The sequence below is a fragment of the Collimonas silvisoli genome (assembly GCF_018305005.1).
Lineage (GTDB): Bacteria > Pseudomonadota > Gammaproteobacteria > Burkholderiales > Burkholderiaceae_D > Collimonas > Collimonas silvisoli.
The window spans coordinates 1-14,519 of record NZ_JAGQEG010000039.1; the positions used below are offsets into that span (position 1 = coordinate 1).

The window sequence follows — 14,519 nt, forward strand, 5'->3', positions numbered from 1 at the left end:
CAAACTGAACAGACCGAAAATGACGCTGCCGTCGAAACAGGACAAAGTGAAGATCGGACAGTCACCGCAGCAACGGCTTACCGAAATGGGTTATGTCGTACAAGTGATGCCGGGCCTGGGTAACGATTGCGCGCTGCGTACAATTTACGACCAGCTTGTCAACCGCCATAGCCTGGCGATTCTCGACTTCGGTCCTTTTGCCAACTATGTGCGCACCCATGCCAACCTGGCATTCGGCTCGATGATCGACATTCTCAATAACGGCACTCCTATGCTCAACGCGGTACGCGGCTATCTGATCAACGTACTGCACCTGTACAACGACCCGGCAGAGGTGCAGCTCACCATCAACCTGTGGTCGGCAGTTGGCGATGGCGGATTGATGCAGTTTGATCAGGTCGCGGAGACAGCTCCTGGCGCCGATAATTTGATACTGATGTTTTACTTTAACGGCGTGAATCACTTTGATTCGCTGCGGGGCGGTCCGGGTTAGCCCCATCCTAGGGAGATGCTAGTTCAGCAGACTGACGGCCTTCGCTGGCATTGAACTACTGGCCGTGCCTCCAGGTGACCATCAACCTACCTCTTGGCGCGTTGAACAAGAATAGCCATGTTCTTACTCACACAGCAACGCCTTGTAAATTAATCAATCTAATCTAAACTCATCAAGAGGCAACCAAGATTAAAAAGAAAGTGCCGAGCCGAAAAAAGAAGCGCGGGAAGATACGCGCGACGAAGAGCATAGCGCCGCGCTAGAAAAATGCGGTGCATTAGTCAGTGCGGCGAAGGATGCCTGTATCGCATCGAACAAAGCCAATACGGCAAATAGGATTAGCCGCGGCCAGTGCAATCCGCAAGATTTTGGTGGCAACCGTGCCTGACTGGTCCTGACTCCCATAGTTCGACCAAACGATAATAATCAGTGTAGGAAGCGTTTCAAATCTGCGCTTTTGGTTCTGCCGATGGAGTTCATCATGTATCGACGTGATTTCATGCTGAAGATGGCCGCATCGCTTGCGGTCACCGGTTTGACAGTTATAGGCTGTACGACTACCACACCGTCCGACGCGAATGCAGACCGGGACAAGCGTCGCCATGAAATCGATGCGGGGATTGACGCCACCTTGGCACGTCTGCAGACGGCCGCACCAGGGGCGAATGAACTTCTGGCAAAGGCGCAAGGCGTGCTGGTATTCCCGTCGGTCATCGCCGCCGGCTTCTGGATCGGCGGCCAGTATGGCGAAGGCGCGCTGCGCACCGGCAATACGACGGAGGGCTACTACAGCACGGCGTCGGCGTCGATTGGATTGCAGATCGGCGCCCAGTCGAAAGCGCTCATCTTCCTGTTCATGACGCAAGACGCACTCGACAAATTCCGCAACCGCGACGGCTGGTCGGTCGGCGGCGACGCATCGGTCGCGGCACTGAAGATCGGGGCCAACGGCAACATTGATACCAGTTCGGCGACCTCATCGATTCTGGCATTCGTATTGACCAACAGCGGGTTGATGGCGAACTTGACGCTGGAAGGCACGAAAGTATCGCGTCTCAATATCTAGCAGGCAACATGTTCCGACCCGATACTGCTGGTCAGATTTCCGCATAGCGGTACCTATCGCATTGCGGCGAAAGTCGGCGGGAATGCGCAGACGAAAACCGGGCAACTGTCAGATCCGATCGTTTACTACAACTTGGTCAAATGTCTGAAATTCCGGGGCCACCGTGACCGCTACGAAAAACGGAGGTCAAGTTTTTCAGGTTGATAAAAGGATGAAAAGACTGGAATCGATGCCAAGGGTCGCTGCCGCACCGTCCCCTCGGATTGCTGGTGCGTTTTATTTTCTGCGTAGAGTGATAGAAATTGCGCCCCAATGGCAAACCACTCTTCGCTCGATATAACCCGCTCCGCCAGCGGTAACAATTCCTGTTCTTCCTTGACTAACCGCTGTAGCAGGTTGTTGCAATAAAGTTCGATGGATGAATACAACTCTTTTACTTCGGTCACCCCTTGATCGAAAGCTTGCCGCACCCACTTCCTGACGGATTCGAGAATGCGCAGGCCGGTAGCACTTAACGATTCCAACTCGGCCAGGAGCGAATCCGCTTCTTTTGTTGCTTTCTGGATCGCGGGAATGACGTAAATTTCCACTTTGCGTCGATGGCAGGACGCATCAAGCCTGGCAAGCTGACTGACGACCGATTCAAGAATAGCCGGGTTGGTGCGCTGCCTGTCTGCTGAGCTGTTCTGGAATAATTGTTGGACCGTGGATAAGAGCTTATGCGCCCTCTTTTGCTCCACTGAAAGACTGATAAGAGCGTAAGTAGTTGTTAGCATTTCGTCTCCTTCATTGTTAATTACATGCCACCCAAACAAAATTGGGGGAGTCAACAGAATCAGGTGAAATCAAAACAAACGTCGGTAGGAAGCGCTTGAGAGGTGAAGCAGAATAGCAAGTATAGGACAAAAATCAGATAAAGAAACGTCAACACAGCTACGTATTGCACAATATTGATTCAGCGCTAAAATTTAACCAACTCCTGCCAGATGTCAATTGCAGCGCTGTCGGAATACGATCCGACTGCTAGCAAGATCGGTGCGTCGCAATTGACAGGAGCCCTAGTACATGTGTTGTCCGCCATTGATGGCGATATTCGCGCCGGTCACAAACGCCGCCTCATCCGCGGCTAGATAGGCGACCAGGCCGGCGACTTCCTCCGGCTTGCCCAGGCGCCCCATCGGAATCTGCGGAATGATCTTGCTGCCGAGTATGTCCGGCGCAATCGCCATCACCATCTTGGTGCCGATATAGCCAGGCGAAATCGTGTTCACCGTCACGCCTTTGCGCGCCACTTCCAGTGCCAGCGCCTTGGTGAAGCCATGCATGCCGGCCTTGGCAGCCGAATAGTTGCTTTGTCCGAACGCGCCTTTTTGTCCATTCACCGACGAAATATTGATGATGCGCCCCCAGCCGCGCTCGACCATGCCGTCGCACACCGGTGTGGTCATGTTGAATACAGAGTCGAGATTGGTATGCATCACCGCATCCCAGTCGGGCTTGTCCATTTTCTTGAAACTCATGTCGCGCGTGATACCCGCATTGTTGACCAGCACATCGATCGGACCGATTTCCTTCTCGATGGTGCCGATGCACTCCTTGGCCGACTCGTAGTTGGACACATCACATCGATAGGCATGGAAGTGGTAACCCTGTTGCCCCATCAACGCCAACCATTCGTTGGCCTTGGTATTGCCGGGCGAATAGGTCGTGATTACCTGGTGGCCCAATGAAGCCAATTTGATGCACACCGCTTCGCCTAAGCCGCCCATGCCGCCGGTCACCAATGCAATTCTTGCCATGTTGTCTCCTGGCGTTGTAGTTTGCGATATCGTTGAAAATGACGCTGCTTGCTGAACGCCCTGCCTTTTACTGCCCATGCTGCGTCAATACACAGGCGTGCGAGCATTTTTTCCCTGCCGCGCGGTTTTGCTGCTCCGAGCGTCAGGCGGCGCTTGCTTTAGCAGCCGTCGCGGCTTTTCCTGCGCCTTGTGGCGCCTGGTTGGCCGCCGACGTTAGCCCACCACCGCTCAGTACGCCAACAGCGTGCTGCACCGGCTTGGTCAACACGGCGTACCCTGCAGCAGCATTGTCGGTGGCGGACTTGATCAGTGAAAAGCCTGGTCCGAACCGGCCAGCGCACTTTTTGCGATTTCTTCCATCATTGCCGTCCCGTTGCGGCGGATCTCTGCGGTGGCGGTTTCGGTGGCGTGGCTGAACTCGGCATGGGTGGCGGCGGTGGATTCAACCAGCGAGCTTCCCGGATAAAATTGCGCGTCTCTTGCTGACGAGTAAGCAGCCGCGGCTTTTAACTTGCCTTCCAGTCGCGCAATGCGCGCGTTAAGGAGATTTACCTGGGCCTGGACATGCTCCTCATCATTCTCTGCCGACAATAACTGCAATCGGGCAACTGCCAGCTCATCATTAATGATCGCGAGAGGCGTGGGAGTAAACAAACGTTTGAATATGTTCATATCTTTCTCCTGTACGTGCGTAATGAAGCTCAACGTTGATATTCGGGCAAAAACGTCGTTTTTTTTACCGCGAACGTATGTTTGCCGAGGACTTCTATCTTTACTTGTAACAGCCAGATTTAATTCTGGCGAAGTTGTGGCTATACATGCACGCGAAGGAGTAAGTTGTGTACTGAATACAGGCAAAGCTCTTTTGTGGGCCAAGCTGCGACGCCCAACTCTGCTTACTGCCTTGCCTTTTGATGAGCCTTCATTTTCTCCCCGCTTTTTTTTGAAACAACGCTTGAATCTGCGCTGCAGGATCAGGTTTTTTCAGCTCATTTGCAGCCTAATTCCTGTTATTCCCGATGGGATTATTATTGTTATTGAATGTATATTAATTTATGTTTATGTCAAGTGATAAATAAGCAATATCCGCACAGCCGACAATCCGGAAGGCGACTACGCGCCCTCATGCCGAGAATCATTGCGCTGTGGCTTTTTTATGCCCGCACGCACTGACTACTCTATGCGTCTTGGCTTTTATCATTGGAACAGGCCCGGTAACGGCTCGTTGGACGGAAACCTACAGGGGGCGCCCGATAGAAACCTGCTGCCCGATTGGCCGCTCAGTCCACCACAAACAGCTTGGCCCCGACCGCAGTAAAAGACCTGTGCGGCTCCGCGCCATCCGCAACCTGATAGCTCATTCCAGCTTTCAACAAAAACTTGCGGCCGTCTTCGAGTTCGGTGTGCAGCTCGCCCTCAAGGCAAAACAGGATATGCCCCTTGCTGCACCAATGGTCGGCCAGGTAACCCGGCGTGTATTCGACCATGCGCACCCGGATGCCGCCGAAATGACGGGTCCGCCAATAGGCCATCCCTGTCTCGCCTTTGTGTTCGGTACGTTCAACCGTTTGCCAGTCGGTCGTGCCAAACGGGATATCCGCCATCTTCATGTTTTTCCTTTTTACGCTTAGTTATTTATGCCGCAGCCTGAAGCAAAGCCAGCGGGCCAATTCAAGGCCGTTCGACCAATCGCAGATCGTCGGTAGCGATGGCGCAGGCAGAGGGCGATACTGTCACCCGCCCGCGATTGCGCAGCATCACCAGTTCAGCCAGCACCGATACCGCGATCTCTGCCGGCGAGCGGCTCAGGATAGACAAGCCGATGGGCGCATGCAAGCCTTGGATTTGCTCGGGGCTCAGGTCCAGCATCAGCAATCGCTCCTTGCGCGCCTCGCTGCTGGCCATCGAGCCGATCGCGCCGACATAAAACGCATCGGTCTTGAGCGCCTCCATCAGCGCCATGTCATCGATTTTCGGATCATGGCTGAGGGTGACGATCACGGTGCGGCGATCCGGCTTGAACGCCAGCACCGCATCGTCCGGCATGCCGTCCAGCCAGGTGACGTCGCCGGCTTGCCAGTTGCGGCGCTGCTCTTCGCGCGGATCGTTCAGATAGACCGAGAAATCCAGCGCCGGCGCCATCTGCGCCAGGTATTCCGAAACCTGGCCGGCGCCGATGATCAGCAAGCGCCAGCGCGGGCCGAATACCTGCAGCAATTCCTGCTCGTCGAAATGCAGAGCGAAATCGGCGTCGCTGGGTTCAATGCTGGCCTCGCCGCTGCGCATGTCCAGGCGGCGCTGCACCAGCTTGCGGCCGGCGACGGCGTCCAGCAGAGGCGTCAGCGCCGCGGCGTCGCGCAACGGTTCGATCACCAGTTCCAGCGTGCCGCCGCAGGGCAAGCCGAAACGCTGCATCTGTTCGGCGCTGATGCCGTAACGCACCAGTTCAATCCGCTCGGGAAACGCTACACCAAAGCGCTGCATCAAGTCATCCTCGATACAGCCGCCCGAGACCGAGCCGGTAAATGCGCCATCGTCGGTAATCGCAAACAGCGAGCCCAGCGGACGCGGCGCCGAACCCCAGTTGCGCACCACCGTGACCAAGGCCACCCGCTTCCCTTGCTGCAACCAGCTGACGGCGCTTTTCAGCACTTGATAATCGACTGCATTCATGGCTTGTTTGATCCCTACCGAATCCTTTTTGGATTTTTATCAGTGTAATGAAAAACAGGATCGGCCGCTGATACGGTCGATCCTGTTCTGAAACCACCTGGTCGAAGTTAATGCGACATGTCGCGCGCGAACACTTTGGCGCCGGTTACCTTGGCAATGCCATCGATACGGAATTTAACGTGACCACCGAGCTGACCGTTACTGCTGTCCCAGGCGGCTCACAAACGCTCGGTCTCGCCGCTCTTCGGCTGCCATTTCATCAGGCGTTTTTCGATCATCCCCACCAGCGTATCGAGCACCAGCGCAAACGCCGTCAGCATCAGAATCCCGGCGAACACAGTGTTGATGTCGAAACTGCCTTCGGCTTGCAGGATCAGGTAGCCGACGCCACGCGCCGAACCGAGGTATTCGCCGACGATGACGCCGACGAACGCCAGCCCGACCGAGGTATGCAAACTGGAAAACACCCAGGAAGTGGCCGACGGCAGGTACACCGTGCGCAACAGCTGACGCTGGTTGGCGCCCAGCATGCGGGCGTTGTCCAGCACCACCGGGCTGACTTCCCGGACGCCTTGATAGGCGTTGAAGAAAACGATGAAAAATACCAGCGTCACCGCCAGCGCCACCTTGGACCAGATGCCGAGTCCGAACCACATCGCAAAAATCGGCGCCAGGATCACCCGCGGCATGGCGTTCGAAGCCTTGATGTAGGGATCGAGGATCGCCGAGGTTAGCGGCGACAAGGCCAGCCACAAGCCGACGCCCAGGCCGAACACCGTGCCGATGCCGAACGCCAGCATGGTTTCGGTCAGAGTCACCAGCAGATGCGAATAAATCTCCGCCGGGAAAGTCAGGGTGAACCAGGTATGGTCGCCGAAGCCGACTTCCACAGCACCGCTGCCGACCGTAAACCATTGCCAGATGCGTTGCAGCACCTTGATCGGCTCGCCGAAGAAAAACGCGGTTTGCGGATTGCGCGTGGCCAGGTGCCAGATGCAGAAAAATATCAGCAGCACCAACACTTGATAGACGCGCAGATTCTTATAATTCGGCTTGATGACTTTCCACATGATTCTGTTTTATCCCTGTTTTTCTGATTCCGAGAGCAGCAGCTCACTGGCAGCTAATTAAGCGATCTTCTTTTGCTGCTGATACCCCTTCAGCACCTCGTCGCGCAGCACACTCCAGATCTGCTGGTGCAATTCGACGAAGCGCAGTTCGTTGCGGATCTCCGCCACATCGCGCGGGCGCGGCAGGTCGATCGCGAATTCGCCGATCGGATGGGTGCCGGGCCCGGCCGACAGCACCACCACCCGGTCCGACATGGCGATCGCCTCATCCAGATCGTGCGTAATGAACAGCACCGCCTTGCGCTTGGCGCTCCAAAGCTCCAGCACTTCGTTTTCCATCAGTTGCCGGGTCTGGATATCCAGCGCCGAAAACGGCTCATCCATCAGGATGATGTCGGGATCGAGAATCAGGGTCTGCGCCAGGGCCACCCGCTTGCGCATGCCGCCTGACAGTTGATGCGGGTAACGGTCGCCAAACCCTTGCAGGCCGACCCGCGCCAGCCATTCTTCGCCCAACTGGCGCGCACGGCTTTCATCGGTTTCTCGATACTGCAAGCCGGCGATGACGTTTTGCAGCGCGCTGCGCCACGGCATCAAGGCTTCGGCCTGGAACATATAGCCGGCGCGGCGATTGATGCCGAGCAGCGGCTCGCCGAACACCTTGACGCTGCCGGACGAGGGCTGCAGCAAACCCGCGCCCACATTCAGCAGGGTCGATTTGCCGCAGCCGGTGGGCCCGACCACGGAGACGAATTCGCCCGGCGCAATCGACAAGCTGGTGTCAGCTACTGCGGTGTAGCGCTGGGAACGGTCGTCTTTGGAGATGAAGGTGCAACTGACGTTGTCGAGATGGAGAGCTGGAGTCATGGGAGTAGGGATTGGCTTGTTGCTGCTGCCGGTTCAAGCATCCGAATTGCCTGCAATCCGGATGCTTCATTTGCATGACGGAGGGACAAAGCAGCAGGTCTTAACGACTGCTGCTCCCCTGCCCCGCAAATTATTTGTACTTGGCGTTGGCCTTCTTTACAAACTCATTGGTATAAGTCTGCGACAGATCGATATTCTTGCCGGCCAGCTCGGGATCGAATGCTTCCAGTGCCTGCAGCGCGACTTTCGGGCCGGCCTCTGGAATAGTGCCATCCGGCGAAATCGCCTCGCGCACTTTCATGAAGGCTTCGAGGTACAGGGCGCGGTCGCCCAGCTGATAGCTTTCCGGCACCGCCTTGGCGATGTCCGAAGGGCCGGCTTTCTGCAGCCATTTCAGCGCGCGCACCATGGCGTTGGTCAAGGCCTGGGTGGTATTGGGATATTTCTTGATGAAATCGGCGGAGGCATACAGGGTCGCGGCCGGCATCGGGCCGCCGAATACGGCGTTGGTATCTTTCAATGTGCGCGTATCGGAGATGATCCTAATCTCGTTATTCTGCTGCATCATGGTGATCAGCGGATCGAGATTGACGATCACGTCGATAGAACCGGAACGCAACGCCGACAACGCACCAGCCGAAGCGCCGACGCCGATGTACGACACATCGGTCGGTTTCAAACCGCCCTTGGCCAAGACGAAATTGGCCATCATGCTGGTCGAGGAACCGGGCGCGGTGACGCCGATCTTCTTGCCTTTCAGATCGGCAATCGACTTGTAGTTAGGCATGGTCTTGTTGGACACGCCCATGACGATTTGCGGCGCCCGCCCTTGCAGCACGAATGCAACGATATGCTGGTTCTTGGCCTGCATGCTGATGGTGTGCTCGAAAGCGCCGGAGACTACGTCGGCACTGCCGCCGACCAATGCCTGCAACGCCTTGGCGCCGCCGGCGAAATCGGAGATCGTTACATCCAGGCCTTCATCCTTGAAATAACCGAGCTGCTCGGCGATCGTCAACGGCAGGTAATAAAACAGGTTCTTGCCACCCACCGCGATGGCCACTTTGGTTTTCTCCGGGGTCTGCGCAAACGACTTGCCATTGAATGTCAGATAACCCGCCAAGAACAAGCAAAGGGCGATACCGAACTGCTTCCAGCTGAATTTCATATTGTCTCCTCGTATATCCAGGGTTATTTCACTACTGCGTATAAGTAAATGCGCCAGCAATGGTTCTTTTTCTTTGCCATCTTGACGTGGCTGTGTGGAAACTGGGGTACTTGCGGGCTCTATGATAATGCCGCCCGCTTGAAAATTAACAGCTGGTAATTATTATATTTGTAGCATGGCGGCTCGGCCAACTCGTCAGGTCGAGCGCCTATCCAGCATCGCCCTTGCAATAGTGCCGGCGTCGACGTATTCCAGCTCGCCCCCCACCGGCACGCCACGCGCCAGACGGCTGACTTGCAGGCCGCGGGCTTTCATGGTTTCGCTGATGTAGTGGGCGGTGGCTTCGCCTTCGTTGGTGAAATTGGTCGCCAGCACGACTTCCGTCACCACGCCGTCGGTGGCGCGGGTGATCAGTTTTTCCAGCTGGATGTCTTTCGGACCGATGCCGTCCAGCGGCGACAAACGCCCCATCAGGACAAAATACAAACCCTTGAAAGTCAGGGTCTGTTCGATCATCAACTGATCGGTGGGCGTTTCCACCACGCACAGCAAGCTAGGATCGCGCTCCGGATCGAGGCAGGTTTCGCACACCTCGTTCTCGGTGAAGGTATTGCACAGCGCGCAATGGCGGATCTGCTCGACCGCCTGGGTCAAGGCTCGCCCCAGCAAGGCCGCACCGTCGCGGTCATGCTGCAACAGGTGATACGCCATGCGCTGTGCCGATTTGGGACCGACACCGGGCAGATGACGCAAGGCTTCGGTGAGTAAGGTAAGACTGGAAGGAGTTTTCACGGCTAGCCTTGGATCATGCTGCTCTCACGGGCGAATTTAAAGCGGTTTTAATCAGAATGGCAGTTTGAAACCAGCCGGCATGCCGGCAGTCAGGCCCGACATTTTTTCCGCCGACAATGCTTCAGCCTTACGCACTGCATCGTTAAAGGCGGCAGCCACCAGATCTTCCAGCATGTCTTTGTCGTCAGCCAGCAAGGAAGCATCGATAGCGACCCGTTTGACGGCGTTTTTACAAGTCATCACGACCTTCACCAGGCCCGCGCCGGATTCGCCTTCGACTTCGATCAAGGCCAATTGGTCTTGCATCTTTTTCATGTTGTCCTGCATTGCCTGGGCTTGTTTCATCAGCCCTGCCAGTTGGCCCTTCATCATGGTGCTTCTCCTATAAAAACAAACAATTTATCTGGTGTTTCAAATGACAGACAGCGCTACGCTGCTGCGCCTTGCTTCCTATTATGTCAGCCCAAAGGCTTGATCGATCCCGGCACTATCGAAGCGCCGAATTCGCGCATCATGCTCTGGATGAAGGGATCGTTTTGCGCGGTCTGCTCGGCCAGACGCTGGCGCTCTGCCTGCGCCGCCAGCATCTGCGCGTTGGCGGTATGGCGGACCGGACCAAGCTCGGTTTCAACCTTGACCGGGCGGCCGAAATGCTCGCTCAGCGCAACTTCCAACTTATCAACACTGCCGGCCGAACGCAAGGTATCGAAAGGAATCCGCAAATGGAACTGCGCCGCTACGCCGCTGCTGTCGGACTTGATCAGCTCGCTCTGCTGCGCCAGCTGATGCGCCACGCCGCGTACCGCCAGAGTGGACGCCAGCAACGGCCAGTTGCCGTCCCAGTTCAGATTCGGATCGGGCTGCAGGACTAGCGGCGGCAGCGGCTCTGGCGGCGCCACAGGCTGCGGCGCTACGGGTTCGGGGCGCACAGCTTGACGGCCGTTGTTGGCGGCAGGCGAGCGCTGCGGCGCAGATTGTGGATACGATTCAGTTTTTTTTTCAGCCGCCGAACTGGAAAATTCGGTATCCGGCAAATCCATGGGCAGCGGAATCTCCTCTTCCCACGGCGGGACAGAAGAATTTTGCGGCGCTGGCTGTACATAAGCCGGTGCTGCAGGTGTGGTTTCCACGGCGACTGGCTGAGTGGCTGGCGCTACCGGCGCCTGGCTTGGCTGCGGCCGCGCCGCCGCGCCGCCCTTGCGGGAGGATGCGGCGCGTGCCGCTTCCAGCGCAGCTCTGGCCGGGCTCATGGCGCTGTTACCGTTAGGGGGAGGCGCTACCGGCGCGCTGGTGCTGACCGGTGGCGGCGCACTGCTCAAGCGCGCGGCGGTCGGCGCTGCTGCAGCCGGTGCTTGCGGCGCGGCCGGCCGCGATGCAGGAACCGGCTGAGCGGCTGGTGCGGCGCTCAACTGAGGCCGCGGCCGGCTGACTGGCGGCGGCGCCACCGTACTGCCGTCGGCTTGCGGCCGGAACGCCAGCATGCGCAATAAAGTCATCGAGAAACCGGCATATTCGTCCGGCGCCAATCCCAGTTCATTGCGGCCATGCACGGCAATCTGGTAAAACAGCTGTATTTCTTCGGCATCGAACAAGCCGGCCAGCCGGATCACTTCTTCGCGTTCCGGCAAATCGTCTGCCAGCGCTGCAGGCACGCTTTGCGCCAGCGCGACCCGGTGCAGCAAAGTGCCCAGGTCCTGCAGCGCAGCGTTGTATGACAAGCTGCGGCTGGCCATGTCGTCGGCCACCGCCAGCAAACCCGGACCATCTTTCAAGGCCAGCGCATCCAGCACGCGGATCAGGTAAGACTGGTCGAGCGCACCCAGCATGCCTTGTACCGCTTCCAAGGTGACTTTGCCGGCGGCGTAGGCAATCGCCTGATCGGTCAGCGACAGCGCATCGCGCATCGAGCCGTGGGCGCCTTGCGCCAGCAAGCGTAAAGCCGGGGTTTCGAATTCGATTTGTTCCTGGCCCAGGATATTATCCAGATGGCTGATGATATGGCCGGGCGGCATCTGCTTCAGATTGAACTGCAGGCAGCGCGACAATACCGTTACCGGGATCTTTTGCGGATCGGTAGTGGCCAGGATGAACTTGACGTGCTCCGGCGGTTCTTCCAGCGTCTTCAGCATCGAGTTGAAGGCGTGGTTGGTCAGCATGTGCACTTCGTCGATCATGTAGACCTTGAAGCGCGCGTTCGACGGCGCATAGACAGCTTGTTCCAGCAACTGCGCCATTTCATCGACGCCGCGATTCGAGGCGGCGTCCATCTCGATATAATCGACAAAACGGCCGGCATCGATCGCCACGCAGGCTTCACAGACGCCGCAGGGTTCTGCGGTGATGCCGCCGTTGCCGTCGACGCCGATGCAATTCAGCGATTTCGCCAGGATCCGCGACAAGGTCGTCTTGCCGACGCCGCGCGTGCCGGTGAACAGATAGGCGTGGTGCAAGCGCTGTTGTTCCAAGGCGTGCGTCAAGGCCCTTACGACGTGTTCCTGGCCGACCAGCGTACCGAAGCTTCTGGGGCGATATTTGCGGGCGAGAACTTGGTAGGACATAGGCGGCGAATATGGGCTGCAGGTTGTGAAACTGAGGGTTGCGAAATACAAGCAGCATTTTACCTGACAGAAGAAGTTAACACGGTTTTAAAAAATTAACTGCGGGCTGGCTTCGCTCAGCAGGCAATTCTGCTTTGCCAGCTCCCGGCAATCCAACTCCGGTTCAGGAACGAAGGGATTGAGTATAGCCTCTAAACAATTGCAAGACAGCAGCACCCGGAGAACCGGTGCGAGAGGTAAAGTCGAGAGATAAAGCGCAGCGATCCAGCCCAACAATATCAGGAGACCAATCATGCAAGGGCAAACCCATGAAGTGACCAATCAGGTGGCTGAACTGTATGGCAATAATCTGTTCCTTGACGACACCATCCTGCAAGCCGGCGTCCAGCGTTTGCAGGGGCAATGGCACGCCGACCAGCTGGCGCGCTACGGCGCCGAACTGGGCCGCAAGGAAACCTGGCAACTGGCTGAACTGGCGAACCGCCATCCGCCCGAACTGAACACCTTCGACCGTCTCGGCAACCGTATCGACGTAGTCGATTTTCATCCGGCCTGGCATGCTTTGCTCGGCCTGCTGCGGCGCGAGGGCCTGCACGCCCTGCCCTGGATCAAGCCGCAAAGCGGCAGCCACGTGGCGCGCGCCGCCGGTTATTTCCTGCACGCCCAGGTGGAAGCCGGATCGCTTTGTCCGACCACCATGACCTTTGCCTCTATTCCGGTGTTGCAGCAAGAACCTGCGCTGTTTGCCGCCTTGCAGGCCAAACTCTTGTCATGTGAACATGACAGCCGCGATCTGCCGCTGGAACACAAGAGCTCGATCCTGATCGGCATGGGCATGACGGAAAAACAAGGTGGCTCGGACGTGCGCAGCAACACCACGACGGCGACACCGCTGGCTGGCGGCGGCGGCCGCGGCGCCGGCTACCTGCTGACCGGCCATAAATGGTTTTTCTCGGCGCCGATGTGCGATGCGCACATGGTACTGGCCCGCACCGAGATGGGCTTGAGCTGCTTTTTTGTGCCGCGCTGGCGGCCCGACGGCAGCAAGAATCCGGTGCAGATACAGCGTTTGAAAGACAAGCTCGGCAACCGCTCCAACTCCAGCAGCGAAGTGGAGTTCCGGGAAGCCTTCGGCATCATGGTCGGCGACGAAGGCCGCGGCATCCCGACCATTATCGAAATGGCCAACCACACCCGCCTCGATTGCGTCATCGGCGCTGCCGGCCTGATGCGCCAGGCGCTGGTGCAAGCGCTGCACCACACGCGCCACCGCAGCGCTTTCGGCCGCCATCTGGCAGAGCAGCCGCTGATGCAAAACGTCTTGTCCGACCTGGCCCTTGAAAGCGAGGCGGCGACGCTGCTGATGCTGCAACTGGCGAGCGCTTTCGAAAGGCCCGACGATCCGCTGCAGCGCGCCTGGCGCCGCATCGTCACGCCCGCCGCCAAATTCTGGATTTGCAAGCGGGCGCTGGAGTTCACCGGCGAATGCATGGAAATCTGGGGCGGCAACGGCTATGTCGAAACCGCGCCGATGGCGCGCTTTTACCGCGAAGCGCCGGTCAATTCGATCTGGGAAGGCTCGGGCAATGTGATGTGCCTGGACGTGCTGCGCGCAATTGAACGCGAGCCGGCCAGCTTTGGCGAGCTGCTGGCGCAGTTGGGCGAGACCGCCAGCGGCCACCCTGGCCTGCGCACCATGCTGGACGATTTAATGAAGGATCTGGCGGCGCCGGCCGAACAGCGCGAGATGCTGGGACGGCGTTTTGTACAGCGCCTGGTGCTGACGATTCAGGGCGCATTGATGTTGCAGCACGCGCCGGGAGCCATCGCCGACGCCTTCATCGCCAGCCGCAGCGAGGCGATGGGCGGCCGGGTCTATGGCACCTTGGCGGCAACGCATCTGCAGCAGCAGATTTTGCAGCGGACCTGGGCGCAATAGGTCATGGTTCGCTCATTGATCGGCCCAAAATCGGCCCAAAAAGAAAAACCGGCAATACCCTGAAGGAGTATTGCCGGTCCGCCTGCAGCCTGAC

General features: G+C 57.8%; 14 protein-coding genes. 3 read left to right on the forward strand and 11 right to left on the reverse strand.

What is annotated here, in order from left to right; all coding sequences use genetic code 11:
- Nucleotides 1-493 (forward strand): hypothetical protein (locus KHU33_RS12395; RefSeq protein ID WP_211463254.1); only part of this gene is annotated, 493 nt, incomplete at its 5' end.
- Between the two features lie 481 nt (nucleotides 494-974).
- Complete coding sequence (locus KHU33_RS12400) at nucleotides 975-1,559, forward strand: BPSL1445 family SYLF domain-containing lipoprotein (protein ID WP_211463256.1); 585 nt, start codon at nucleotides 975-977, stop codon at nucleotides 1,557-1,559.
- A 170-nt stretch (nucleotides 1,560-1,729) separates the two neighbouring features.
- Here the strand turns inward: KHU33_RS12400 and KHU33_RS12405 are convergent, their stop codons facing one another.
- The 11 genes from KHU33_RS12405 to KHU33_RS12455 all read right to left on the reverse strand — a co-directional run bounded on the left by KHU33_RS12405 (nucleotide 1,730) and on the right by KHU33_RS12455 (nucleotide 12,486).
- On the reverse strand, nucleotides 1,730-2,335 hold the full coding sequence (locus KHU33_RS12405; RefSeq protein WP_211463258.1) for a hemerythrin domain-containing protein: 606 nt from the start codon (nucleotides 2,333-2,335) through the stop codon (nucleotides 1,730-1,732).
- Between the two features lie 282 nt (nucleotides 2,336-2,617).
- The gene (gene phbB / locus KHU33_RS12410) at nucleotides 2,618-3,358 is read right to left on the reverse strand and encodes an acetoacetyl-CoA reductase (protein WP_211463260.1); all 741 of its coding nucleotides are present in this window, start codon (nucleotides 3,356-3,358) and stop codon (nucleotides 2,618-2,620) included.
- Nucleotides 3,359-3,664: 306 nt separating this feature from the next.
- Complete coding sequence (locus KHU33_RS12415) at nucleotides 3,665-4,030, reverse strand: hypothetical protein (RefSeq protein WP_211463262.1); 366 nt, start codon at nucleotides 4,028-4,030, stop codon at nucleotides 3,665-3,667.
- Between the two features lie 608 nt (nucleotides 4,031-4,638).
- The gene (locus tag KHU33_RS12420; RefSeq protein ID WP_211463263.1) at nucleotides 4,639-4,968 is read right to left on the reverse strand and encodes a DHCW motif cupin fold protein; all 330 of its coding nucleotides are present in this window, start codon (nucleotides 4,966-4,968) and stop codon (nucleotides 4,639-4,641) included.
- A gap of 61 nt (nucleotides 4,969-5,029) precedes the next feature.
- Complete coding sequence (locus tag KHU33_RS12425; protein WP_211463265.1) at nucleotides 5,030-6,031, reverse strand: XdhC family protein; 1,002 nt, start codon at nucleotides 6,029-6,031, stop codon at nucleotides 5,030-5,032.
- A 218-nt stretch (nucleotides 6,032-6,249) separates the two neighbouring features.
- The gene (locus KHU33_RS12430) at nucleotides 6,250-7,101 is read right to left on the reverse strand and encodes an ABC transporter permease (protein WP_211463272.1); all 852 of its coding nucleotides are present in this window, start codon (nucleotides 7,099-7,101) and stop codon (nucleotides 6,250-6,252) included.
- A gap of 57 nt (nucleotides 7,102-7,158) precedes the next feature.
- Complete coding sequence (locus KHU33_RS12435) at nucleotides 7,159-7,968, reverse strand: ABC transporter ATP-binding protein (RefSeq protein WP_211463274.1); 810 nt, start codon at nucleotides 7,966-7,968, stop codon at nucleotides 7,159-7,161.
- Between the two features lie 130 nt (nucleotides 7,969-8,098).
- On the reverse strand, nucleotides 8,099-9,136 hold the full coding sequence (locus tag KHU33_RS12440; protein WP_211463276.1) for an ABC transporter substrate-binding protein: 1,038 nt from the start codon (nucleotides 9,134-9,136) through the stop codon (nucleotides 8,099-8,101).
- Nucleotides 9,137-9,331: 195 nt separating this feature from the next.
- On the reverse strand, nucleotides 9,332-9,928 hold the full coding sequence (gene recR / locus KHU33_RS12445; protein ID WP_211463278.1) for a recombination mediator RecR: 597 nt from the start codon (nucleotides 9,926-9,928) through the stop codon (nucleotides 9,332-9,334).
- Between the two features lie 51 nt (nucleotides 9,929-9,979).
- A complete protein-coding gene (locus KHU33_RS12450; protein WP_014006791.1) occupies nucleotides 9,980-10,300 on the reverse strand; it encodes a YbaB/EbfC family nucleoid-associated protein in 321 nt (106 codons plus the stop codon).
- Nucleotides 10,301-10,386: 86 nt separating this feature from the next.
- Nucleotides 10,387-12,486 carry a DNA polymerase III subunit gamma/tau gene (locus KHU33_RS12455; protein WP_211463280.1) on the reverse strand — a complete coding sequence of 700 codons (2,100 nt, stop codon included), beginning with the start codon at nucleotides 12,484-12,486 and terminating at the stop codon, nucleotides 10,387-10,389.
- Nucleotides 12,487-12,778: 292 nt separating this feature from the next.
- Here KHU33_RS12455 and KHU33_RS12460 point away from each other — a divergent pair, with 292 nt between their 5' ends.
- The gene (locus KHU33_RS12460) at nucleotides 12,779-14,425 is read left to right on the forward strand and encodes an isovaleryl-CoA dehydrogenase (protein WP_211463282.1); all 1,647 of its coding nucleotides are present in this window, start codon (nucleotides 12,779-12,781) and stop codon (nucleotides 14,423-14,425) included.
- Nucleotides 14,426-14,519: the final 94 nt, after the last annotated feature.

Coding starts and splice junctions, on each gene's coding strand:
- KHU33_RS12400 (WP_211463256.1), top strand. CDS start 975: ATGTATCGACGTGATTTCATGCTGAAGATGGCCGCATCGCTTGCGGTC.
- KHU33_RS12405 (WP_211463258.1), bottom strand. CDS start 2,335: ATGCTAACAACTACTTACGCTCTTATCAGTCTTTCAGTGGAGCAAAAG.
- phbB (WP_211463260.1), bottom strand. CDS start 3,358: ATGGCAAGAATTGCATTGGTGACCGGCGGCATGGGCGGCTTAGGCGAA.
- KHU33_RS12415 (WP_211463262.1), bottom strand. CDS start 4,030: ATGAACATATTCAAACGTTTGTTTACTCCCACGCCTCTCGCGATCATT.
- KHU33_RS12420 (WP_211463263.1), bottom strand. CDS start 4,968: ATGAAGATGGCGGATATCCCGTTTGGCACGACCGACTGGCAAACGGTT.
- KHU33_RS12425 (WP_211463265.1), bottom strand. CDS start 6,031: ATGAATGCAGTCGATTATCAAGTGCTGAAAAGCGCCGTCAGCTGGTTG.
- KHU33_RS12430 (WP_211463272.1), bottom strand. CDS start 7,101: ATGTGGAAAGTCATCAAGCCGAATTATAAGAATCTGCGCGTCTATCAA.
- KHU33_RS12435 (WP_211463274.1), bottom strand. CDS start 7,968: ATGACTCCAGCTCTCCATCTCGACAACGTCAGTTGCACCTTCATCTCC.
- KHU33_RS12440 (WP_211463276.1), bottom strand. CDS start 9,136: ATGAAATTCAGCTGGAAGCAGTTCGGTATCGCCCTTTGCTTGTTCTTG.
- KHU33_RS12450 (WP_014006791.1), bottom strand. CDS start 10,300: ATGATGAAGGGCCAACTGGCAGGGCTGATGAAACAAGCCCAGGCAATG.
- KHU33_RS12455 (WP_211463280.1), bottom strand. CDS start 12,486: ATGTCCTACCAAGTTCTCGCCCGCAAATATCGCCCCAGAAGCTTCGGT.
- KHU33_RS12460 (WP_211463282.1), top strand. CDS start 12,779: ATGCAAGGGCAAACCCATGAAGTGACCAATCAGGTGGCTGAACTGTAT.